Annotated in this window: 14 protein-coding genes; 5 read left to right on the top strand and 9 right to left on the bottom strand. The window is 58.0% G+C overall.

The window, feature by feature from the left end:
- From ACYZTW_RS03685 to amaB, 4 genes are all read right to left on the bottom strand, one after another.
- The gene (locus ACYZTW_RS03685) at positions 1-915 is read right to left on the bottom strand and encodes an ABC transporter permease subunit (RefSeq protein ID WP_149631977.1); all 915 of its coding nucleotides are present in this window, start codon (positions 913-915) and stop codon (positions 1-3) included.
- 169 nt (positions 916-1,084) lie between these two features.
- Complete coding sequence (locus ACYZTW_RS03680; protein ID WP_462003774.1) at positions 1,085-2,218, bottom strand: branched-chain amino acid ABC transporter substrate-binding protein; 1,134 nt, start codon at positions 2,216-2,218, stop codon at positions 1,085-1,087.
- A gap of 364 nt (positions 2,219-2,582) precedes the next feature.
- Positions 2,583-3,866 (bottom strand): L-pipecolate oxidase, encoded by a 1,284-nt coding sequence (gene amaA, locus ACYZTW_RS03675; RefSeq protein WP_462003773.1) that lies wholly within the window; start codon positions 3,864-3,866, stop codon positions 2,583-2,585.
- Between the two features lie 155 nt (positions 3,867-4,021).
- Positions 4,022-5,512, bottom strand: coding sequence for an L-piperidine-6-carboxylate dehydrogenase (gene amaB / locus ACYZTW_RS03670; protein ID WP_462003772.1), 1,491 nt, complete (start codon positions 5,510-5,512; stop codon positions 4,022-4,024).
- Between the two features lie 174 nt (positions 5,513-5,686).
- Here amaB and ACYZTW_RS03665 point away from each other — a divergent pair, with 174 nt between their 5' ends.
- The 3 genes from ACYZTW_RS03665 to nadE all read left to right on the top strand — a co-directional run bounded on the left by ACYZTW_RS03665 (position 5,687) and on the right by nadE (position 8,895).
- Positions 5,687-6,598, top strand: coding sequence for a LysR family transcriptional regulator (locus ACYZTW_RS03665; RefSeq protein ID WP_462003771.1), 912 nt, complete (start codon positions 5,687-5,689; stop codon positions 6,596-6,598).
- A gap of 229 nt (positions 6,599-6,827) precedes the next feature.
- A complete protein-coding gene (pncB, locus tag ACYZTW_RS03660) occupies positions 6,828-8,063 on the top strand; it encodes a nicotinate phosphoribosyltransferase (RefSeq protein WP_462003770.1) in 1,236 nt (411 codons plus the stop codon).
- 4 nt (positions 8,064-8,067) lie between these two features.
- Entirely contained in the window at positions 8,068-8,895 is an 828-nt protein-coding gene (gene nadE / locus ACYZTW_RS03655) for an ammonia-dependent NAD(+) synthetase (protein ID WP_462003769.1), read from the top strand.
- 88 nt (positions 8,896-8,983) lie between these two features.
- On the opposite strand, the gene ACYZTW_RS03650 is transcribed toward nadE, so the two are convergent.
- From ACYZTW_RS03650 to azu, 3 genes are all read right to left on the bottom strand, one after another.
- On the bottom strand, positions 8,984-9,523 hold the full coding sequence (locus ACYZTW_RS03650) for a hypothetical protein (protein ID WP_462003768.1): 540 nt from the start codon (positions 9,521-9,523) through the stop codon (positions 8,984-8,986).
- A 550-nt stretch (positions 9,524-10,073) separates the two neighbouring features.
- Positions 10,074-11,006, bottom strand: a complete 933-nt coding sequence (locus ACYZTW_RS03645) for a hypothetical protein (RefSeq protein WP_462003767.1) — start codon at positions 11,004-11,006, stop codon at positions 10,074-10,076.
- A gap of 241 nt (positions 11,007-11,247) precedes the next feature.
- Positions 11,248-11,694, bottom strand: coding sequence for an azurin (gene azu / locus ACYZTW_RS03640; protein WP_462003766.1), 447 nt, complete (start codon positions 11,692-11,694; stop codon positions 11,248-11,250).
- A gap of 343 nt (positions 11,695-12,037) precedes the next feature.
- Here azu and ACYZTW_RS03635 point away from each other — a divergent pair, with 343 nt between their 5' ends.
- The gene (locus tag ACYZTW_RS03635) at positions 12,038-12,625 is read left to right on the top strand and encodes an LOG family protein (protein WP_462003765.1); all 588 of its coding nucleotides are present in this window, start codon (positions 12,038-12,040) and stop codon (positions 12,623-12,625) included.
- A 68-nt stretch (positions 12,626-12,693) separates the two neighbouring features.
- The gene (locus ACYZTW_RS03630; protein ID WP_462003764.1) at positions 12,694-12,885 is read left to right on the top strand and encodes a hypothetical protein; all 192 of its coding nucleotides are present in this window, start codon (positions 12,694-12,696) and stop codon (positions 12,883-12,885) included.
- A gap of 225 nt (positions 12,886-13,110) precedes the next feature.
- On the opposite strand, the gene ACYZTW_RS03625 is transcribed toward ACYZTW_RS03630, so the two are convergent.
- Positions 13,111-14,001 carry a transglutaminase family protein gene (locus tag ACYZTW_RS03625; RefSeq protein WP_462003763.1) on the bottom strand — a complete coding sequence of 297 codons (891 nt, stop codon included), beginning with the start codon at positions 13,999-14,001 and terminating at the stop codon, positions 13,111-13,113.
- Entirely contained in the window at positions 14,001-16,487 is a 2,487-nt protein-coding gene (locus tag ACYZTW_RS03620; RefSeq protein ID WP_462003762.1) for a circularly permuted type 2 ATP-grasp protein, read from the bottom strand. The genes ACYZTW_RS03625 and ACYZTW_RS03620 overlap by 1 nt, the downstream gene beginning before the upstream one ends.
- Between the last annotated feature and the right edge of the window lie 67 nt (positions 16,488-16,554).

Below are 16,554 nucleotides of genomic sequence, written 5' to 3'. Positions count from 1 at the left end.
TTACACCTTCGACACAAGAGGACGGCCGAGCAGGCCTTGAGGCCGAAAGACCAGAACAAGAACGAGCAGCGAGAAGCTGAAAACGTCTTTGTAGTCCGAGTTCACCAAACCTGAGAACAGTGATTCGGAGATCCCCAGAATAATCCCGCCAAGCATGGCGCCAGGCAGCGAACCGATCCCGCCGAGTACCGCGGCAGTGAACGCTTTGATCCCGATGACAAACCCGGCGTAGAAGTCGAACGTGCCGTAGTTCATGGTGATCAGCACGCCGGCCAGGGCCGCCATCGCCGCACCGATGATGAACACATAGGAAATCACCCGGTCGGTATTGATCCCCAGGATCGAAGCCATCTTGCGGTCTTGCTGGGTGGCGCGGCACATGCGGCCGAGCTTGGTGTACTTGATGACGTAGGTCAGCAGGGCCATCCCGACAAATGCGGCGATCAGAATGAAGATCTTGGTGTAGGTGAGCTGAACGAAGCCGCTCCCGACTTCAACTCGCCATGCACCGGTCAGCAGTGTGGGTACGCCTTGTTGACGGGCGCCTTGGGCGATCTGTGCATAGTTTTGCAGGATCAGCGAAATACCGATGGCGCTGATCAGCGGTGCCAGTCGTGTGGAGTTGCGCAACGGTTTGTAGGCGACGCGCTCGATGACCCAGCCATACACCGCCGTGACGATGATGGTGAAGACCAGTGTGCCGAGCATCAGCAGAGGGAAGGATTCAATACCGAAGTAAGCCAGCAGAGCCAGACTGATCGCCGCGAGGTAAGCGGAAATCATGTAAACCTCGCCGTGGGCGAAGTTGATCATGCCGATGATGCCATAGACCATTGTGTAGCCGATGGCGATCAGGCCATAGACCGACCCGAGGGTCAGGCCGTTGACCAGTTGCTGCAGGAAAATACCATCCATAACGCAATCTCACGCATTTGAGAGACTGCACATAAACCGGGTACGACGGACCGGGGTTCAGCCGCCGGCGCAACCGGTTGTGTGCAGCTCTACGAGAAAAGACAGGTACTGCACGGACATGTTGATTGATTGCCCGATGCACAAGACGCCGGGCAATCAGCAGTTCATATCACTTCTGTTTTTCCAGCTGGTGGTATTTGCCGTCCTTGTCCCACTGGTAAACCACGTAGTCGGAGACTTTCAGGTCGCCCTTGCTGTCCCAGGTCTTCTCGCCCATGACGGTTTGGACCTTGTTGGCTTTCAGCCATTTGGCAGCGTCTTCGCCCTTGTTGGACTTGGCGCCATTGAACGCAGCGGCCAGGGTCTGGACCGAAGCGTAGGCGTACAGGGTGTAGCCTTCAGGTTCGGTGCCGGCCTTGCGGAAGGCGTCTACCACGGTCTTGCTGTCTGGCAGCAGGCGTGGGTCGGCGCCGAAGGTCATCAGTACGCCATCAACATTCTGTGGGCCACCGGCGGTGGTCACCAGTTCGTCAGTCACGATGCCGTCATCGGACATGAACTTGACGTCTTTGAGGCCCTGTTCACGCAGTTGGCGAACCAGTGGACCGGCTTCCGGGTGCAAGCCGCCGAAGTAGACCACGTCGGCACCGGCCGCACGGATCTTGGTCACCACGGCGCTGAAGTCTTTCTCGCCGCGGGTCAGGCCTTCGTACAGCACCGGCGTTACGCCGCGCTTGACCAGTTGCGCCTTGGTGGCGTCCGCCAGGCCTTGGCCGTAGGTGTCTTTGTCGTGCAGTACGGCGACTTTCTTGCCCTTGAGCACGTCGACGACATAGTCGCCAGCCACGATACCTTGCTGGTCGTCACGCCCGCACATGCGGAACATGGCACTCAGGCCGCGCTCGGTCACCTTGGGGTTGGTGGAACCTGGGGTGATCGTGATGATGCCGGCTTCGTCGTAGATCTCGGAGGCAGGGATGGTCGACGAGGAGCAGAAGTGACCTACCACACCAACGACTTTCTTTTCGGTCAGGTCCTTAGCGACCGTCACAGCCTGTTTCGGTTCGCAGGCGTCATCGCCCTTCACCAGTACGATTTTTTCCCCGTTGACGCCGCCTGCCGCGTTGACCGCATCGGCCGCAGCCTGTGCACCCTTCATGTACTGCTCGCCAAATGCCGCGTTGGCGCCTGTCATCGGCCCCGCCACACCGATTTTCACATCAGCCTGTGCAAACGCAGAAACACCCAACGCAGTTGCCACTGCGAGGGCCAAAAAGCCTTTTTTGTAAAACGTCTGGGACATGAGGTGGTGCTCCAAGGTTTTTTTTTAGTTGGCACTGCGACTTCCTGAATGCTCAGAGCAAGGGCCGTGCCATCGGTTTTTTATTCTGAAAAAAGTCGCTGCTTTATTGTTATTTCGACTGTTTCGATCCCATTTTCATTGGGCGTGCAACCGTCTAAACCGCGGGAGGTGAAACCATTTATTTTTAAAGGCGCAACCCGAGCGCGCCATCATTGCAACCGCGGCGCCAAACGACGTGCAACCAGCCTGTAACAACGTGCGTCACCGAAGTGCACACTGCTGGTGCGGAACTGCTACAACCCGCACCTTTTACAGGCTAGTCGCTGCGCGAAAAAGCGCCGCTTTCAGCAACAAATTTCAACAATCAAATAACGATCCGCAGGCACTGGCCTGCGTGATACAGCGAGAATCCGGCCTCGTACAGACAGCTGCGCAATCCCACACCCGCCAACGGCTGCATAGGCGCAAAGGGAATCGGCAGCGCTTGAGGATTTCCGTTACACAGATAATCGGCAAAGGCTTTGCCGACGACAGTGCCAGTAGTGACGCCCCGGCCGTTGTAACCGGTGACTGCCACTAAACCGGGCGCCGGCTCGAACAAACGCATCAAATGATCGGGGGTGAAGGCGATGCAACCGGTCCAGGTGCATTCCCATTCCACCGGTTTGAGATAAGGAAAATAGTGCTGCTGAACCCGGTCGGCCCAGGCTTTGAGGAACCAGGTCGGTTTCTGATTGCCATTACCGAGACTGCCGAGCAACAGACGGCCATCCTTATCGCGACGAACACTGCTGAGGACCTGGCGGGTGTCCCAGGAGCCCTGGCCACCCGGGAGAATTTGCTGCGCAGCCTCTTCGGTCAGCGGGACCGACGCCACTTGATAGTAATAACCAGGGAAGAAGTTGCGCCGCAATTCCGTCCAGTCACCTTCGGTATAGGCGTTAGAGGCAATCACGACTTGCTCGGCAAGCACCGAACCCTGAGCGGTTTGTACCGACCAGCGTTGGCCCTGACGTTCGAGCCGGGTCACAGGGGAATGATCAAACAACTGACCGCCAAGACCGATGGCCGCTTTGGCCAGCCCCGTCGTGTAAGCCATTGGGTTGATCGTGCCCGCACGTCGATCGAGCAGCGCAGCGGCAATCTTTTTGGTGCCAGTAGCTTGTTCGCAGGCTTGACCGGTCAGCAGTTCCACCGGCGCACCGCGACGCTTCCATTGTTCTTCACGACTGCGCAAGTCCGCTTCGCCACGGGCGTTGTGCGCCATGTGCAACGTGCCTTCACGGCGTAACTGGCAATCGATGTTGTACTTATCCACAAGGCTGAACACCAGGGACGGCGCCGCACCGAGCATGCGGTTGAGCTGACTGCCGACCGCCTCGCCAAACCCGGCTTCGATCTCATCCGGTGGAATCCACATCCCGGCATTGACCAGCCCGACGTTGCGCCCCGATCCGCCATGACCGGCGCGATGGGCTTCCAACACACAAACAGTTTTGCCTTTTTCCAGCAGATGCACCGCTGCCGACAGACCGGTGAAACCGGCGCCGATGACGCAGACGTCAACCTTCACTTCGCCTTTGAGCGCCGCGTTGTCAGGCCTTTGCGGCGTCAGTTTTTCCCACAGACACTCTTCGCGTAACGGCATTGCCAGACTCCAACAGAAACCTAACAGATACACAATTCATATGTGGGAGCGAGCCTGCTCGCGAATGCGGTCTGTCAGTCACATCAATGTTGGATGTGCCGCCGTCTTCGCGAGCAGGCTCGCTCCCACAGGGGGATCACTATTCGACTTGAGGTTTAGTCGAACGTAATGCCCTGAGCCAACGGCAACTCCAGCGAATAGTTCACGGTGTTGGTCTGACGACGCATGTAGCCGCGCCATGCATCGGAACCGGATTCACGACCACCGCCCGTTTCTTTCTCACCGCCAAACGCCCCGCCGATTTCCGCGCCGCTCGGGCCGATGTTGACGTTGGCGATGCCGCAGTCGCTGCCCACCGCCGACATGAACTGCTCGGCTTCACGCACGTCAGTGGTGAAGATGCACGAGGACAGGCCTTGAGGCACGGCGTTGTTCAGGCGCAGCGCTTCGTCGAAATCTTTGTAACCGATCACGTACAGAATCGGCGCGAAGGTTTCGTTGCAGACCACATCGCTCTGCTCCGGCATTTCAACGATGGCCGGCGAGACGTAATAAGCGTTAGGGAATTGGTCTTCCAATTGGCGCTTGCCGCCGAACACCCGGCCGCCTTCGCTCAAGGCCTGCTCAAGCGCATCCTGCATGTTTTCGAAGCTGTGTTTGTCGATCAGCGGACCGATCAGGTTGCCTTCCAGTGGATTGCCGATGCGCACTTTGGAGTAAGCGGCTTTCAGGCGGCTGACGATTTCTTCTTTCACCGATTCATGGGCAATCAGACGGCGCAGCGTGGTGCAACGCTGACCGGCAGTGCCGACGGCGCTGAACAGGATGGCCCGTACGGCCATGTCCAGGTCGGCGCTTGGGCCGAGGATCATTGCGTTGTTGCCGCCCAGTTCCAGAATACTGCGAGCGAAACGTGCGGCGATTTTCGGTGCCACTTCGCGGCCCATGCGGGTGCTGCCGGTGGCGCTGATCAGCGCGACACGTGGGTCATCGACCAAGGCTTCACCGGCATCGCGACCGCCGATGATGACTTGGCTCAGGTGCGGCGGCGCGTCGCTGAAGTTCTTCAGTACGCGGTCGAACAGCGCCTGGCAGGCCAGTGCGGTCAGTGGGGTTTTTTCCGACGGCTTCCAGATCACCGGGTTGCCGCAGACCAGCGCCAGCGCGGTGTTCCAGGCCCAGACCGCGACCGGGAAGTTGAACGCGCTGATGACGCCAACGACGCCCAGCGGGTGCCAGGTTTCGCGCATGTGGTGGCCAGGACGCTCGGAAGCGATGGTCAAACCGTACAGCTGACGGGACAGGCCGACGGCGAAATCGCAGATGTCGATCATTTCCTGAACTTCACCCAGACCTTCCTGAGTGATCTTGCCGGCTTCCCAGGACACCAGCTCGCCGAGATCGGCCTTGTATTCGCGCAGGATATCGCCCAGTTGGCGGACCAGTTCGCCACGGCGCGGGGCCGGGACCTTGCGCCACAATTCGAACGCATGATCTGCACGACTGATGTGCTGCTCGACTTCAGCGGCGCCTTCCCAGTTCACGGCGGCGATCTGGCTGCCATCGATCGGCGAATGCACCGGCACTTTGCCGTTCTGGTACAGGGCCGGGTTCACACCAAGACGATCAAGCAATGCGGCAACCATGGGTCACTCCTCAAGCGAAAAACAGAAAACGTGCAGCCGGATTAATTCGGCTGGTGAGGCCTGTAGTTTTAGCGCTCCCGACGTTACCCAACAAACGACCTTTAAGAGAGATATCATTCCGTTTATTCATGCTGCGAATTGCTGGTAAGAAAGAAACAAGAAAAAGGACAACCCATGCTGAATAAACGCTACTTGCCGTCGATCACCGCGCTGCAGTGTTTTGAGGCTGTGACCCGGCATTTGAGCTTCACCCGGGCCGCCGAAGAGCTGAACCTGACCCAGAGCGCCGTCAGTAAACAGGTCGCGCAACTCGAAGAATTGCTGCAGCACCTGTTGTTCCGCCGGGTACGCCGTCGCCTGCAAATGACCCCTGCCGGTGATTTGTACCTGGTGGAGGTACGAAAAATCCTCACGCAGGTCGAGATGTCGACTCACTACTTGCGCTCCTACGGCGGTGAAACTGAAGTCCTTCGCGTCTCGACGCCTCCGACCTTCGGCGCGCGCTGGCTAGTGCCACGCTTGAAAGGCTGGCGCCTGCGCCACCCCTCGATCCATCTGGACCTGTGCAGCGAGCAGGAAGCCGACGATCTGCTGCAAGGTCGCAGCGACCTGGCGTTCTACTTCGGCCAGGGTTCACGCCCCGGCACTGAATGCCTGAAGCTGTTCGGCGAAGAGCTGGTGCCGGTCTGCGCACCGGGCAGTCTGCCGGACACGCCGTTCACCGACCCCACGCAACTCACCGACCTGGTCCTGCTGCAAAACGCCTCGCGGCCCCAGGCCTGGCACGACTGGTTCGACAGTCAGGGCTACCACACCGAACACAGCTACCACGGCCCGCGTTTTGAAACCTTTTACATGTGCATCCGCGCAGCCCAGGTCGGCTGCGGTGTGGCGCTGTTGCCGCGGTTTCTGGTGGAAGAGGAATTGGCCGACGGAAAACTGGTCATACCCTGGCAGCACGCGATGCCGAGCACCGATGCCTATTACCTGGCGTACCCGGAGCATTCGGCGGAAGTGCCAAAAGTAAGGGATTTTGTGAAGTGGATGCTGGAGCAGATCGACAGCCCGAACGCACCGCAAATTTGAAGCTTCACACAATCCCTGTGGGAGCGAGCCTGCTCGCGAAAGGCCGGCCCATTCAACATCAATGTTGACTGACCCACCGCCTTCGCGAGCAGGCTCGCTCCCACAGGAATCTGCTGCGGTCTAAAAAATCACTGGCAATCCTCACCGCTGATATGCGCCACTACCCCCATTCATTGAAACAGCTGCAACGTCGCCGCCGCAGGCCGCGGCCAGCCTGGAGAACCCCGTTATGAGCGAGAGCGTGTTTGGCGATCGCATCGTGCAGAACCTGCTCGACACCGACTTCTACAAACTGACGATGATGCAGGCGGTGCTGCACAACTACCCGAACGTGGAAGTCGAATGGGAGTTTCGTTGCCGTAACAGTGAAGATTTGCGCCCGTACCTGGCGGAAATCCGCTTCCAGATCGAGCGCCTTGCCGAATTGAGCCTGAGCGCCGACCAGTTGAGTTTCATGGAGCGCATCAGCTTCATGAAGCCAGATTTCCTGCGCTTTCTCGGGCTGTTCCGCTTCAATCTGCGCTACGTCCACACCGGTATCGAAAACGGCGAGCTGTTCATCCGCCTGCGCGGGCCATGGCTGCACGTGATCCTGTTCGAAGTGCCGCTGCTGGCGATCGTCAGCGAAGTGCGCAACCGCTATCGCTACCGTGAGATCGTCCTGGAACAGGCGCGCGAGCAGCTCTATCGCAAGTTCGACTGGCTCACCGCCAACGCCAGCGCAGACGAATTGTCCGAATTGCAGGTCGCCGATTTCGGCACTCGCCGTCGCTTCTCGTACCGCGTGCAGGAGGAAGTGGTGAACGTGCTCAAGCACGATTTCCCCGGCCGTTTTGTCGGCACCAGCAACGTGCACCTTTCACGGGAGCTGGACATGAAGCCGTTGGGCACCATGGCCCACGAATGGATCATGGCCCACCAACAACTCGGCCCACGGCTGATCGACAGTCAGATTGCCGCCCTCGATTGCTGGGTCCGCGAGTACCGTGGCCTGTTGGGGATCGCCCTCACCGACTGCATTACCACGGATGCTTTTCTCAGCGATTTCGACCTGTACTTCGCCAAACTGTTTGACGGTTTACGCCATGACTCCGGTGACCCGGTGCTCTGGGCGGAAAAGGCCATCGCTCACTATCACAAGCTGGGCATCGACCCGATGAGCAAGACGCTGGTGTTCTCCGACAGCCTGACGCTGCCCAAGTCCCTGGAGATTTTTCGGGCGTTGCGCGGTCGGATCAATGTCAGCTTTGGTATCGGCACCAACCTGACGTGCGATATTCCGGGTGTCGAACCGATGAGCATCGTGCTTAAAATGGCCGCCTGCAACGGCCAGCCCGTGGCAAAGATTTCCGATGAGCCAGGCAAAACTCACTGCAAAGACCCGAATTTCGTCGCCTATTTGCGACACGTTTTCAAAGTACCTGCCGCCCTTTCCAGCACATCAAGCACATCTAGCAAGGAGTGAATTCATGCAAGCCGAACAGCGTGAGATTGCTGAACAGCTCAAGGTCCAGCCGCCGTTCGCCGACCAGGCCGCCCTCGAGGCTGAAGTCGCCCGGCGGATTACCTTCATCCAGGACTGCCTGGTCAATTCCGGGCTCAAGACCCTGGTACTCGGCATCAGCGGCGGCGTCGATTCCCTGACCGCCGGCCTGCTGGCCCAGCGTGCGATGCGCGAACTGCGCACCCGCACTGGCGACAACAGCTACAAGTTCATCGCCGTGCGCCTGCCGTACGAAACCCAGTTCGACGAACACGACGCCCAAGCCTCGGTGGACTTCATCGCCCCGGACGAACGTCACACGGTGAACATCGGCCCGGCCGTCAAATCCCTGGCCAGTGAAGTAGCGGCCTTTGAAGGCAAGCACGCGGTCTCGGTGGATTTCGTGCTCGGCAACACCAAGGCGCGGATGCGCATGGTCGCCCAGTACACCATCGCCGGCGCAGCCCAGGGCCTGGTGATCGGCACCGACCACGCGGCGGAAGCGGTGATGGGTTTCTTCACCAAGTTCGGTGATGGCGCCTGCGACCTGGCACCGCTGAGCGGTCTGGTGAAAAACCAGGTCCGGAACATCGCCCGCAGCTTCGGCGCACCGGAATCGCTGGTGGAAAAAATCCCGACGGCCGACCTTGAAGACCTGTCGCCCGGCAAGCCGGACGAAGCGTCCCACGGTGTGACCTACGCCGAGATCGACGCGTTTTTGCATGGCGAGCCGGTGCGTGAGGAGGCATTCAAGATTATTTGTGACACGTATAAGAAGACTCATCACAAGCGGGTGATGCCGTTTGCGCCTTGAGTGATATCAGAACAGCAGAAAGCCCACCGAAGATTCATCCTCGGTGGGCTTTCAGTTTTATTGGTCTTTGCTGCGGTACTAAAGGTTATTACTTGGGACCGATTACCGTGACGATATAAGGATCTGACTTTCGCGTCCTGGATTCAGCAATGAATTGATATGTGCGAGGCTCCAAGTTGGGGATCTCGGCTTCCCACGTATCGCCTATAACCTGGAAAGGGACAAGTTTCGCATCATCCTCCAAGCCATTAACGATGTACCCGTCCTCACCGGAGTTTCCTTGACCTTTCAGCGTTAACTTCTTGTGAGTAGTTCCCCCCCCGTTGTCGATGGGGATGTCGCCTCCCTTGACAGAACTGATAGTGAGCTTGTCCTGCGTCTTCACCGTAACGACAAATTTATTTGACGGTTCTGTGTCACCGAACAACATGGCAATCAATTCATACTTCTTGTCCGGTAAATCGACGAGTTCTGCACTCCATGGAATTACACCATTCGAGTTGAATTTTGCGAGCACATCCTCGCCATCGCGAATTTCCCCAGTGCCGCTGGGCGCCTTTCCCTTTATGCCTAGATTGTTGTCTTTAGTGATGTCGCCGTTCTGAACAGGCCCCGTGGAATCAGTCACGGACTCAATAGTGACCCTACTATTGACGATGATTTTAAACGGATCTGACGATTGGTCATCGAACGCTAACAATCTGTATAGATGCTCGCCATCCGTTACCCGAGTCCAAACGCCTATGTCCCCCTGATCGCTGGGGATAACTAGCTCCTTTAATTTTTCATCTTCAAGAAGCCTTAGCGCTTTGTTGGCCAGCCCTGATAGGAAGAAGTACAGTTGTCTTGCAGACGTGGTATCTCCGTTTTCGATAACTACCTAATTGCCACTGACTTCTCTAATTGCCGGTTTATCTGATACATGATTTTCGAAACCGGTTGGATTTGCGCTCATGGAAAACTCCTTTTTTCTGCCGTTGTCACACACCAATGTGCGACTTCACGCACATCTGACACCCCATAAACTCCCCCCGTCTACTGTCAGAAATAACAGGCACAACGATGTTTCTGACCAGAGGTAGCGGTTCAAAGTCTCGCGCCAAATACAAACGCCCGATGCGGTGCATCGAGCGTTAGGGTGAAATAGGTGTAAACCTATTTAAGGACTAGACAGTGACTCAGGAACCGGCGCGCCTTGCTTTCGACGCAACAACCCTGATGGCCCATGGCATCGAGACTCGACCTTGGTTAGATTTCGCTCTGAAGGTATGTACCTTTTCTGCCAAGCCTTCAATAGTTGCTGTATAGACACCGTTCTGATCAGCCACGAATGGAACCAGCTCTCTCTCATAGTCAACGATAAACCCACTTTCACCGGGGTTTGCCGTGCCTACAAGCGTTAACTTTTTATCAGTCGTCGGCTCGTGATTCCCGATGAGCTGGAAACTGGCTCCAATCACAAACTGGACAGTGAGTTCAGCCGGCTTTGTGACCCGAATCCTCCAAGGTGCCGATACCTCACCGCCTTTCCCACGAATAGTGTAGTCATGGTCGCCTTCGCTCACGTTCTCAACGAGGGCGTTCCAATGATTGTTTCCATCGACGTTGAGTGTTTGAAGCAACTCCCCGTTGTCCAGGAGATCAACTGTCTGGAAAGCCACCCCTTGGCCGACAAAACTCAGAGCGCTATGCACAGTGCTTCCACCACTTTCGATGGGAACGCCGTCAGGACCCGTTACCCACTGGATTTCTGCAAGTACAGGCACGTCCAAAAAAATGCGCCACAAAGCTGATTCCTGCCCATCGGATGTTCGTACGCTGTACTCGCGCTCACCCCATCTCTGATTCGGCAAGAAGGCACTGTAGTGACCAAAGCTATCGACGTTAACAGGATCATGTACGGGAATGCCCCAATCGAGCACCTCTGCCGTTTGATTAGGCTCAGCAGAGCCTACAAAGCTTAATTCGCCATTTTTGCTGGTGCCGCCGTTTTCGATCAGTTCACCATCGCCATTAGTAACGGCCAGAATCTCGGTCCGACTCTCCTGAGTATTTTTACTCGGAGACTGAACCAAAGAACGCAGCTCAGGTAAGTGCACTTGTTCGGTCATATGAAAACTCCTTTTTCAGAATGGATGCGCAAAGCGATGTGAGCGCCATGCCATCAGACTCGTGATCAAAATCTGCGTCTACTGACAGAAATAACAGGTATCGCGAATTCCCGACCAATGGACCGAACGTGCAGAGTGAGATTGCTAGCCCCACACCTCAGCACAAAATAAATATCCCAGACGCAAAAACGCCGCTGTGATAGCCTCGCAGCGGCGTTTTTAGTGTTGCCATAGCGCTATTTTACTTCAGGGTAACAGTGCCTTTCATCATCGAGATGTGGCCTGGGAACGAGCAGAAGAAACCGTATTTCTCTGCAGCATCGAGCTTCGACACGTCGAAGGTCACCGAGTCGGTTTCCTTGGCGCCGATGACTTTGGTGTGAGCAATGATGCGGGCGTCACCTTCTTTCAGGTAGTTCTTCTCGATACCTGCACTCAGACCATCGGTGGCGATCGGCTGCATGTCAGCCTCTTTGCTCAGCACCCAGTTATGGCCCATGACGGTTTTCGGCAGGCTGCCGGAGTGCGTCAGCTCAACGGTGAACGTCTTGCAGCTCTTGTCGATTTCAATGGCCTTCGTGCCGAAAGTCATCTGGTCAGTGGAGTCAACGGTGACTTTGCACTCGGCAGCCATCAATTGGCTGCTGGCCAGTGTCAGCAGGGATACCGCAACAAGTTTGGCAAACATGGTGAATCTCCAAGGCAGGGTTAACAAAAGTGCGAATGGACAGAAGACTGCCTGAAAACTTCGCAAGTTCCTATGACCTGAGTCACAAATTGTATACAACTTTCGGGCTATGACACCTATCGAAACAATCTACCAGCCAGACGTCTAGGGCGGCCCTATCATCAAGCCGTCATCACTCATCTGGAGCGTCAGTCATGTCCATCAACAGCCTGTTGTGCAGTTTGCTCGCCGCCTACGCTTGTGGCGCCAGCGGTACCTATGAAACACCTAAACGCGAAGTGTAGACCTTGGAACGCAGCGTGCCTGCCTTTACTCTGTGGCCATCCTGACCATGGAGTAAGGCATGTCTTTAGCGTCCGTTTGTGTATTTTGCGGTGCCAGCACTGGTACCAACCCGGCTTATCGTGAAGCGGCTGTCGCCCTGGGGCGAGCATTGGCCGAGCGTAAGCTGACCCTGGTCTATGGCGGCGGTGCCGTCGGGCTGATGGGAGTCGTCGCCGATGCTGCGCTGGCGGCCGGCGGTGAAGTGATCGGGATCATCCCGCAAAGCCTCAAAGACAAAGAAATCGGCCATAGCGGCCTGACTCGCCTGGAAGTGGTCGACGGCATGCATGCGCGCAAGGCGCGGATGGCCGAGCTCAGTGACGCCTTTATCGCCCTGCCCGGCGGCCTGGGCACGCTGGAAGAACTGTTCGAAGTCTGGACCTGGGGCCAGCTCGGCTACCACGGCAAACCGCTGGGGCTGCTGGAAGTGAACGGTTTCTACAGCAAATTGACGTCTTTTCTCGATCATATCGTCGGCGAAGGCTTCGTTCGCGAACCGCACCGTGACATGCTGCAAGTGAGCGAATCGCCGCAAACCCTGCTCGATGCACTGGACGCCTGGCAGCCGACAGTGGTGCCAAAGTGGCTCGAGCAAAAACCCAGCTAACGGCTGGGCATCGATACAGGGCAGAATACGCGCCGCTCAACCTCACCTTCGACCCCAGAGGATCGCCCATGGCTAAACCCAATTATTCCTTCGCCAAACGTCAGAGAGACTTGGCCAAGGAGCAGAAGAAAGAGGAAAAGCTTCAGCGCAAGAAAGCTACAGCTGAAGAAGAAGCCGCCGCACTGAACCCGGATGCAGAAGGTGAAGTGGCCTTCGATAACGATGTTGAAGCACCGAAAGATCAGGCGCCCGACGCCTGAGACCCTCAGGGCCCGATGATCTGATCAGGCCCACCGGATCTGTGTCCAGGGTCAGCAGTCACTTTGCTGACCCTCACAGTCCCATCTGAAAATCCCCCCAGTCCAGAAACTAATTGCGCATCCCCTGTGGGAGCGAGCCTGCTCGCGCAAGCGTTGGCACATTCAACTTCTTGGTGGCTGAAAGATCGCTTTCGCGAGCAGGCTCGCTCCCACAGTGGATCCTGGTCACTCCAGTGGCATCACAGTGACGCGGACTTCCGGGTCATGATTACCCCCTCCCAAAATCACCCCACGCAACGGCGAAACATCGGAGAAATCCCGGCCCCAGGCCAGGGTTATGTGTTCGAGTGCCGGTTGTACGTTGTTGGTCGGGTCAAAATCGACCCAACCGAGCACCGGACAAAACACTGAAACCCAGGCATGGGACGCATCGGCGCCGATCAGTCGCGGCTGGCCCGGCGGTGGCTGGGTCAGCAGGTAGCCGCTGATGTACCGCGCCGCCAACCCACGGGAGCGCACGCAAGCAAGCATGAGATGCGCGAAGTCCTGACAAACACCGCGCCGGCGCTCCAGCACTTCCACCAGCGGCGTCGCCACTTGGGTCGCCTCGGCATCGAAGGTGAACTCGCTGAAAATCTTCTCCATCAGCGCCTGAACACCCAGCAACAGTGGCCGCCCCGGTGGAAAGCAGCTTTCGGAAAACTCGACGAAGTTGCGCTTCAAATGCACGTAAGGCGATTCGAACCGGTAACGACACGCTTCCAGCAATCCGGGGGAAAGCGGCTGACTGCTGTAGGTTAGCGCGTTACGGGTTTCTTCCCACGCGGGGGATTGATAGAAATCTAGCGCAGGTCGGGGCAGCACCTCAACAGTGAGCCGGGCATTGACCAGCAATTCATCGTGCGGCCGCTCGAACGCCAACCGGGTCAGCGGATTGCCGAACACATCCAGTTCGTCCCGGCGTGATGTCGGGGCGGGACTGATCTGCAATTGCTGCTCGGTGCAGCGTTGCCAGGCACATGCCCGCGGCCACAGGTGCGCGAGCTGCTGGGCCAGAGAGACTGGACTGTCGTAGTGATAATGGGTGTCGTGAAGAATCTGGTAATGGCCGCTCATCAGACGGACACCGTGCGCTGGCTGATGTCATCGACATGAGCGAAATGGCGCAAGGCCAGACGATCCGACACTTGCCCGCTGGCGTCGGCGATCTCTTGCAGCAGGTCGGCCAGCCCCTCAATAGCCGCCCGAACGCTGGCTTCGCCGAACAGCGAGTTCTCCAGGCATCCCAGATCGAACTGCGCCAAGCGTTCCACCAACTGCGGCAACCCTGCTTCGCGAGGCACGCCGAAGTCGTCATTCAAGCGCTTCAAGGTACGAGTCACCAGTTTCAGCTGAAACAGCACGGCGTGGGGGTTCTGCTCGTCGAGCAGCAACAGGTCAAGCACCGGGATCAGTTGCGCCACCGCCAGATACCGCGAACGGTAAGTGATGCTGCTGTTGCCCAGCTCCAGCAGCCATTCCAGTCCGGCCTGATCGAAAGCACCCGCACCGCGCAGAAATGCCGCCAGGCTGGCGCTGAGAAATTGCAGGCGTTCGATCCGGCGGCCGATCATCAGGAAGCGCCAGCCTTCGTCCCGGGTCATGTCGTCGAGGGCGAAACCGGATAATGCCGCCAGGGACATCACCAGACGGTTGAGGAAATCCAGCAATTCGCCGAAATCAGGCTCTTCGGCTTCCAGCTCCATGGCCTCGCGCTGCAGCTCCACCAGCGCTTGCCAGTTTTCCCGCGAGAGCTTGCCGCGCACCTGCGAGGCTGCCCACTGCAAACGTTGCAGGTTGGAGCGCAAACTGAACGACCAGTCATCGCCGAGCAATGCCGCCAGCAAACGCTCCGGCAACTCGCCTTCATCGGGTAACAACATCAACCGTTCGCCCAGATCGACCGCCGCCTCCAGGGCTTGCGGGTCATCGCCATCGACATACCGCGCCAGCATGATCCGCAGCAGCCGCGCGCTGTCATCGCAGCGCTCGCAGTAACGCCCGAACCAGAACAGATTTTCCACCACTCGTGAAGGCAGATACGGATCCCGTCGCACCAGATCGTGTACGCCGATTGTGCGCTGGGTTTTCCATTGCTCACCGCTCGGCGGGCGATCGCCCAACACCCATGTGTCTTTGCTCGCGCCACCGCGCTGCATCGACACCACTTCGGCGTCAGCCTCGGCGGCAACCCGGGTAAGGCCGCCGGGTAGAACCCGATAGCCCTCACGACTGGCCACTGCATACACGCGCATGCCAATAGCCCGAGGTTGCAGATGACCCTCTTCAGCCTGCCAGATCGGGGCTTGAGAGAGCTGAGCCAATTCTTGCGCGACATAGGCGTAAGGCCGGGCCTGCATGCGCTCGGCCAGTGCCTGGCGCTGTTTTTCACTCAAATCGCGACCAAATACTGGCGTGAAGCTCTGTGACGGGAAAGCCGGTTTGATCAACAACTCCGGCAATTTTTCCAGGGCCTGAGCCAGCACCGGTGCTTCACCGCACCACCAGGTCGCGATGGAGGGCAGAATCAGTTCTTCGCCGAATAGAAATTGATTGATCCTCGGCAGGAAGCCCAACAATCCCGGCGACTCCAGCACACCGCTGCCGAGGGCGTTGGCCACCAGCACTCGCCCTTGGCGTACCGCTTCCAGCAATCCCGGCACGCCAAGGGCCGAGTCAGTGCGCAGCTCCAGCGGATCGCAGAAGTCATCGTCGAGCCGCCGCATGATCGCGTGGACCCGGCGCAGTCCGCTCAGGGTTTTCAGGTAAACCGTGGCATCCCGGACGGTCAGGTCGCCGCCCTCCACCAGCGGATAACCGAGCTGGCGCGCCAGATACAGATGTTCGAAATAGCTTTCGTTGAAACGTCCCGGTGTGAGCAGCACGATCAGCGGCGCTTCGTCATCACTCGGCGCCTGACGGGCCAGGGTTTCCTGAAGCGTGCGGAAGAACCCGGCCAGATGCTGCACTTTCAAATCGCGGTACAGCTCGGGAAAGGCCCGGGACACGATGGTGCGGTTTTCCAGCGCATAACCAGCACCTGATGGCGCTTGAGTCCGGTCCGCCGTCACCCACCAGCGACCGTCGGGCGTACGGGCCAGATCCACGGCGTACAGATGCAGAAAAGCCCCGTCGGGCGGCGTGATGCCCTGACAGGGCCAGAGGAAGTTGTTGTGGCCGAAAACCAGTTCAGCAGGCAGCAGCCCCTCAGCGATCAGCCGTTGCGGGCCGTACAAATCTGCCAGCACAGCATTGAGCAAGCGTGCCCGCTGGGCGATCCCGGCCGATAACTGCTGCCATTCATCAGCAGCAATCACGTGCGGTAGCAGATCGAGTTCCCACGGCCGATCGGCACCCTTGGGGTCGGCGTAGACGTTGTAAGTCACGCCGTTTTCCTGGATCTGCCGGGTCAGCAGCGCCTGACGCTGCACCAATTGCGTTGGCGTGCTGCGTTGCAATTGGTCGAACAACCTCCGCCAGTGCGGACGCACAGCGCCACTGTCGTCGAGCAGTTCATGATAAGTGCCCGCCGTCAGCGGGTAGCGGTCAAGCAGGTCAGGCATGGAAAGCTCGGCAGACAACAAAGAACGGTCAGACTAACGCAGGCTCATGACGCCCGGATATACGAAA

Source organism: Pseudomonas sp. LB3P25 (assembly GCF_054897985.1).
This window is presented reverse-complemented; position numbering and strand designations above follow the sequence as displayed.

What these genes read in the sequence shown, in the direction of transcription:
- azu (WP_462003766.1), bottom strand. Translation starts at nt 11,694, where the DNA reads ATGTTTGCCAAACTTGTTGCGGTATCCCTGCTGACACTGGCCAGCAGC.
- ACYZTW_RS03620 (WP_462003762.1), bottom strand. Translation starts at nt 16,487, where the DNA reads ATGCCTGACCTGCTTGACCGCTACCCGCTGACGGCGGGCACTTATCAT.
- pncB (WP_462003770.1), top strand. Translation starts at nt 6,828, where the DNA reads ATGAGCGAGAGCGTGTTTGGCGATCGCATCGTGCAGAACCTGCTCGAC.
- nadE (WP_462003769.1), top strand. Translation starts at nt 8,068, where the DNA reads ATGCAAGCCGAACAGCGTGAGATTGCTGAACAGCTCAAGGTCCAGCCG.
- ACYZTW_RS03680 (WP_462003774.1), bottom strand. Translation starts at nt 2,218, where the DNA reads ATGTCCCAGACGTTTTACAAAAAAGGCTTTTTGGCCCTCGCAGTGGCA.
- ACYZTW_RS03665 (WP_462003771.1), top strand. Translation starts at nt 5,687, where the DNA reads ATGCTGAATAAACGCTACTTGCCGTCGATCACCGCGCTGCAGTGTTTT.
- ACYZTW_RS03625 (WP_462003763.1), bottom strand. Translation starts at nt 14,001, where the DNA reads ATGAGCGGCCATTACCAGATTCTTCACGACACCCATTATCACTACGAC.
- ACYZTW_RS03630 (WP_462003764.1), top strand. Translation starts at nt 12,694, where the DNA reads ATGGCTAAACCCAATTATTCCTTCGCCAAACGTCAGAGAGACTTGGCC.
- ACYZTW_RS03635 (WP_462003765.1), top strand. Translation starts at nt 12,038, where the DNA reads ATGTCTTTAGCGTCCGTTTGTGTATTTTGCGGTGCCAGCACTGGTACC.
- ACYZTW_RS03685 (WP_149631977.1), bottom strand. Translation starts at nt 915, where the DNA reads ATGGATGGTATTTTCCTGCAGCAACTGGTCAACGGCCTGACCCTCGGG.
- amaB (WP_462003772.1), bottom strand. Translation starts at nt 5,512, where the DNA reads ATGGTTGCCGCATTGCTTGATCGTCTTGGTGTGAACCCGGCCCTGTAC.
- ACYZTW_RS03645 (WP_462003767.1), bottom strand. Translation starts at nt 11,006, where the DNA reads ATGACCGAACAAGTGCACTTACCTGAGCTGCGTTCTTTGGTTCAGTCT.
- amaA (WP_462003773.1), bottom strand. Translation starts at nt 3,866, where the DNA reads ATGCCGTTACGCGAAGAGTGTCTGTGGGAAAAACTGACGCCGCAAAGG.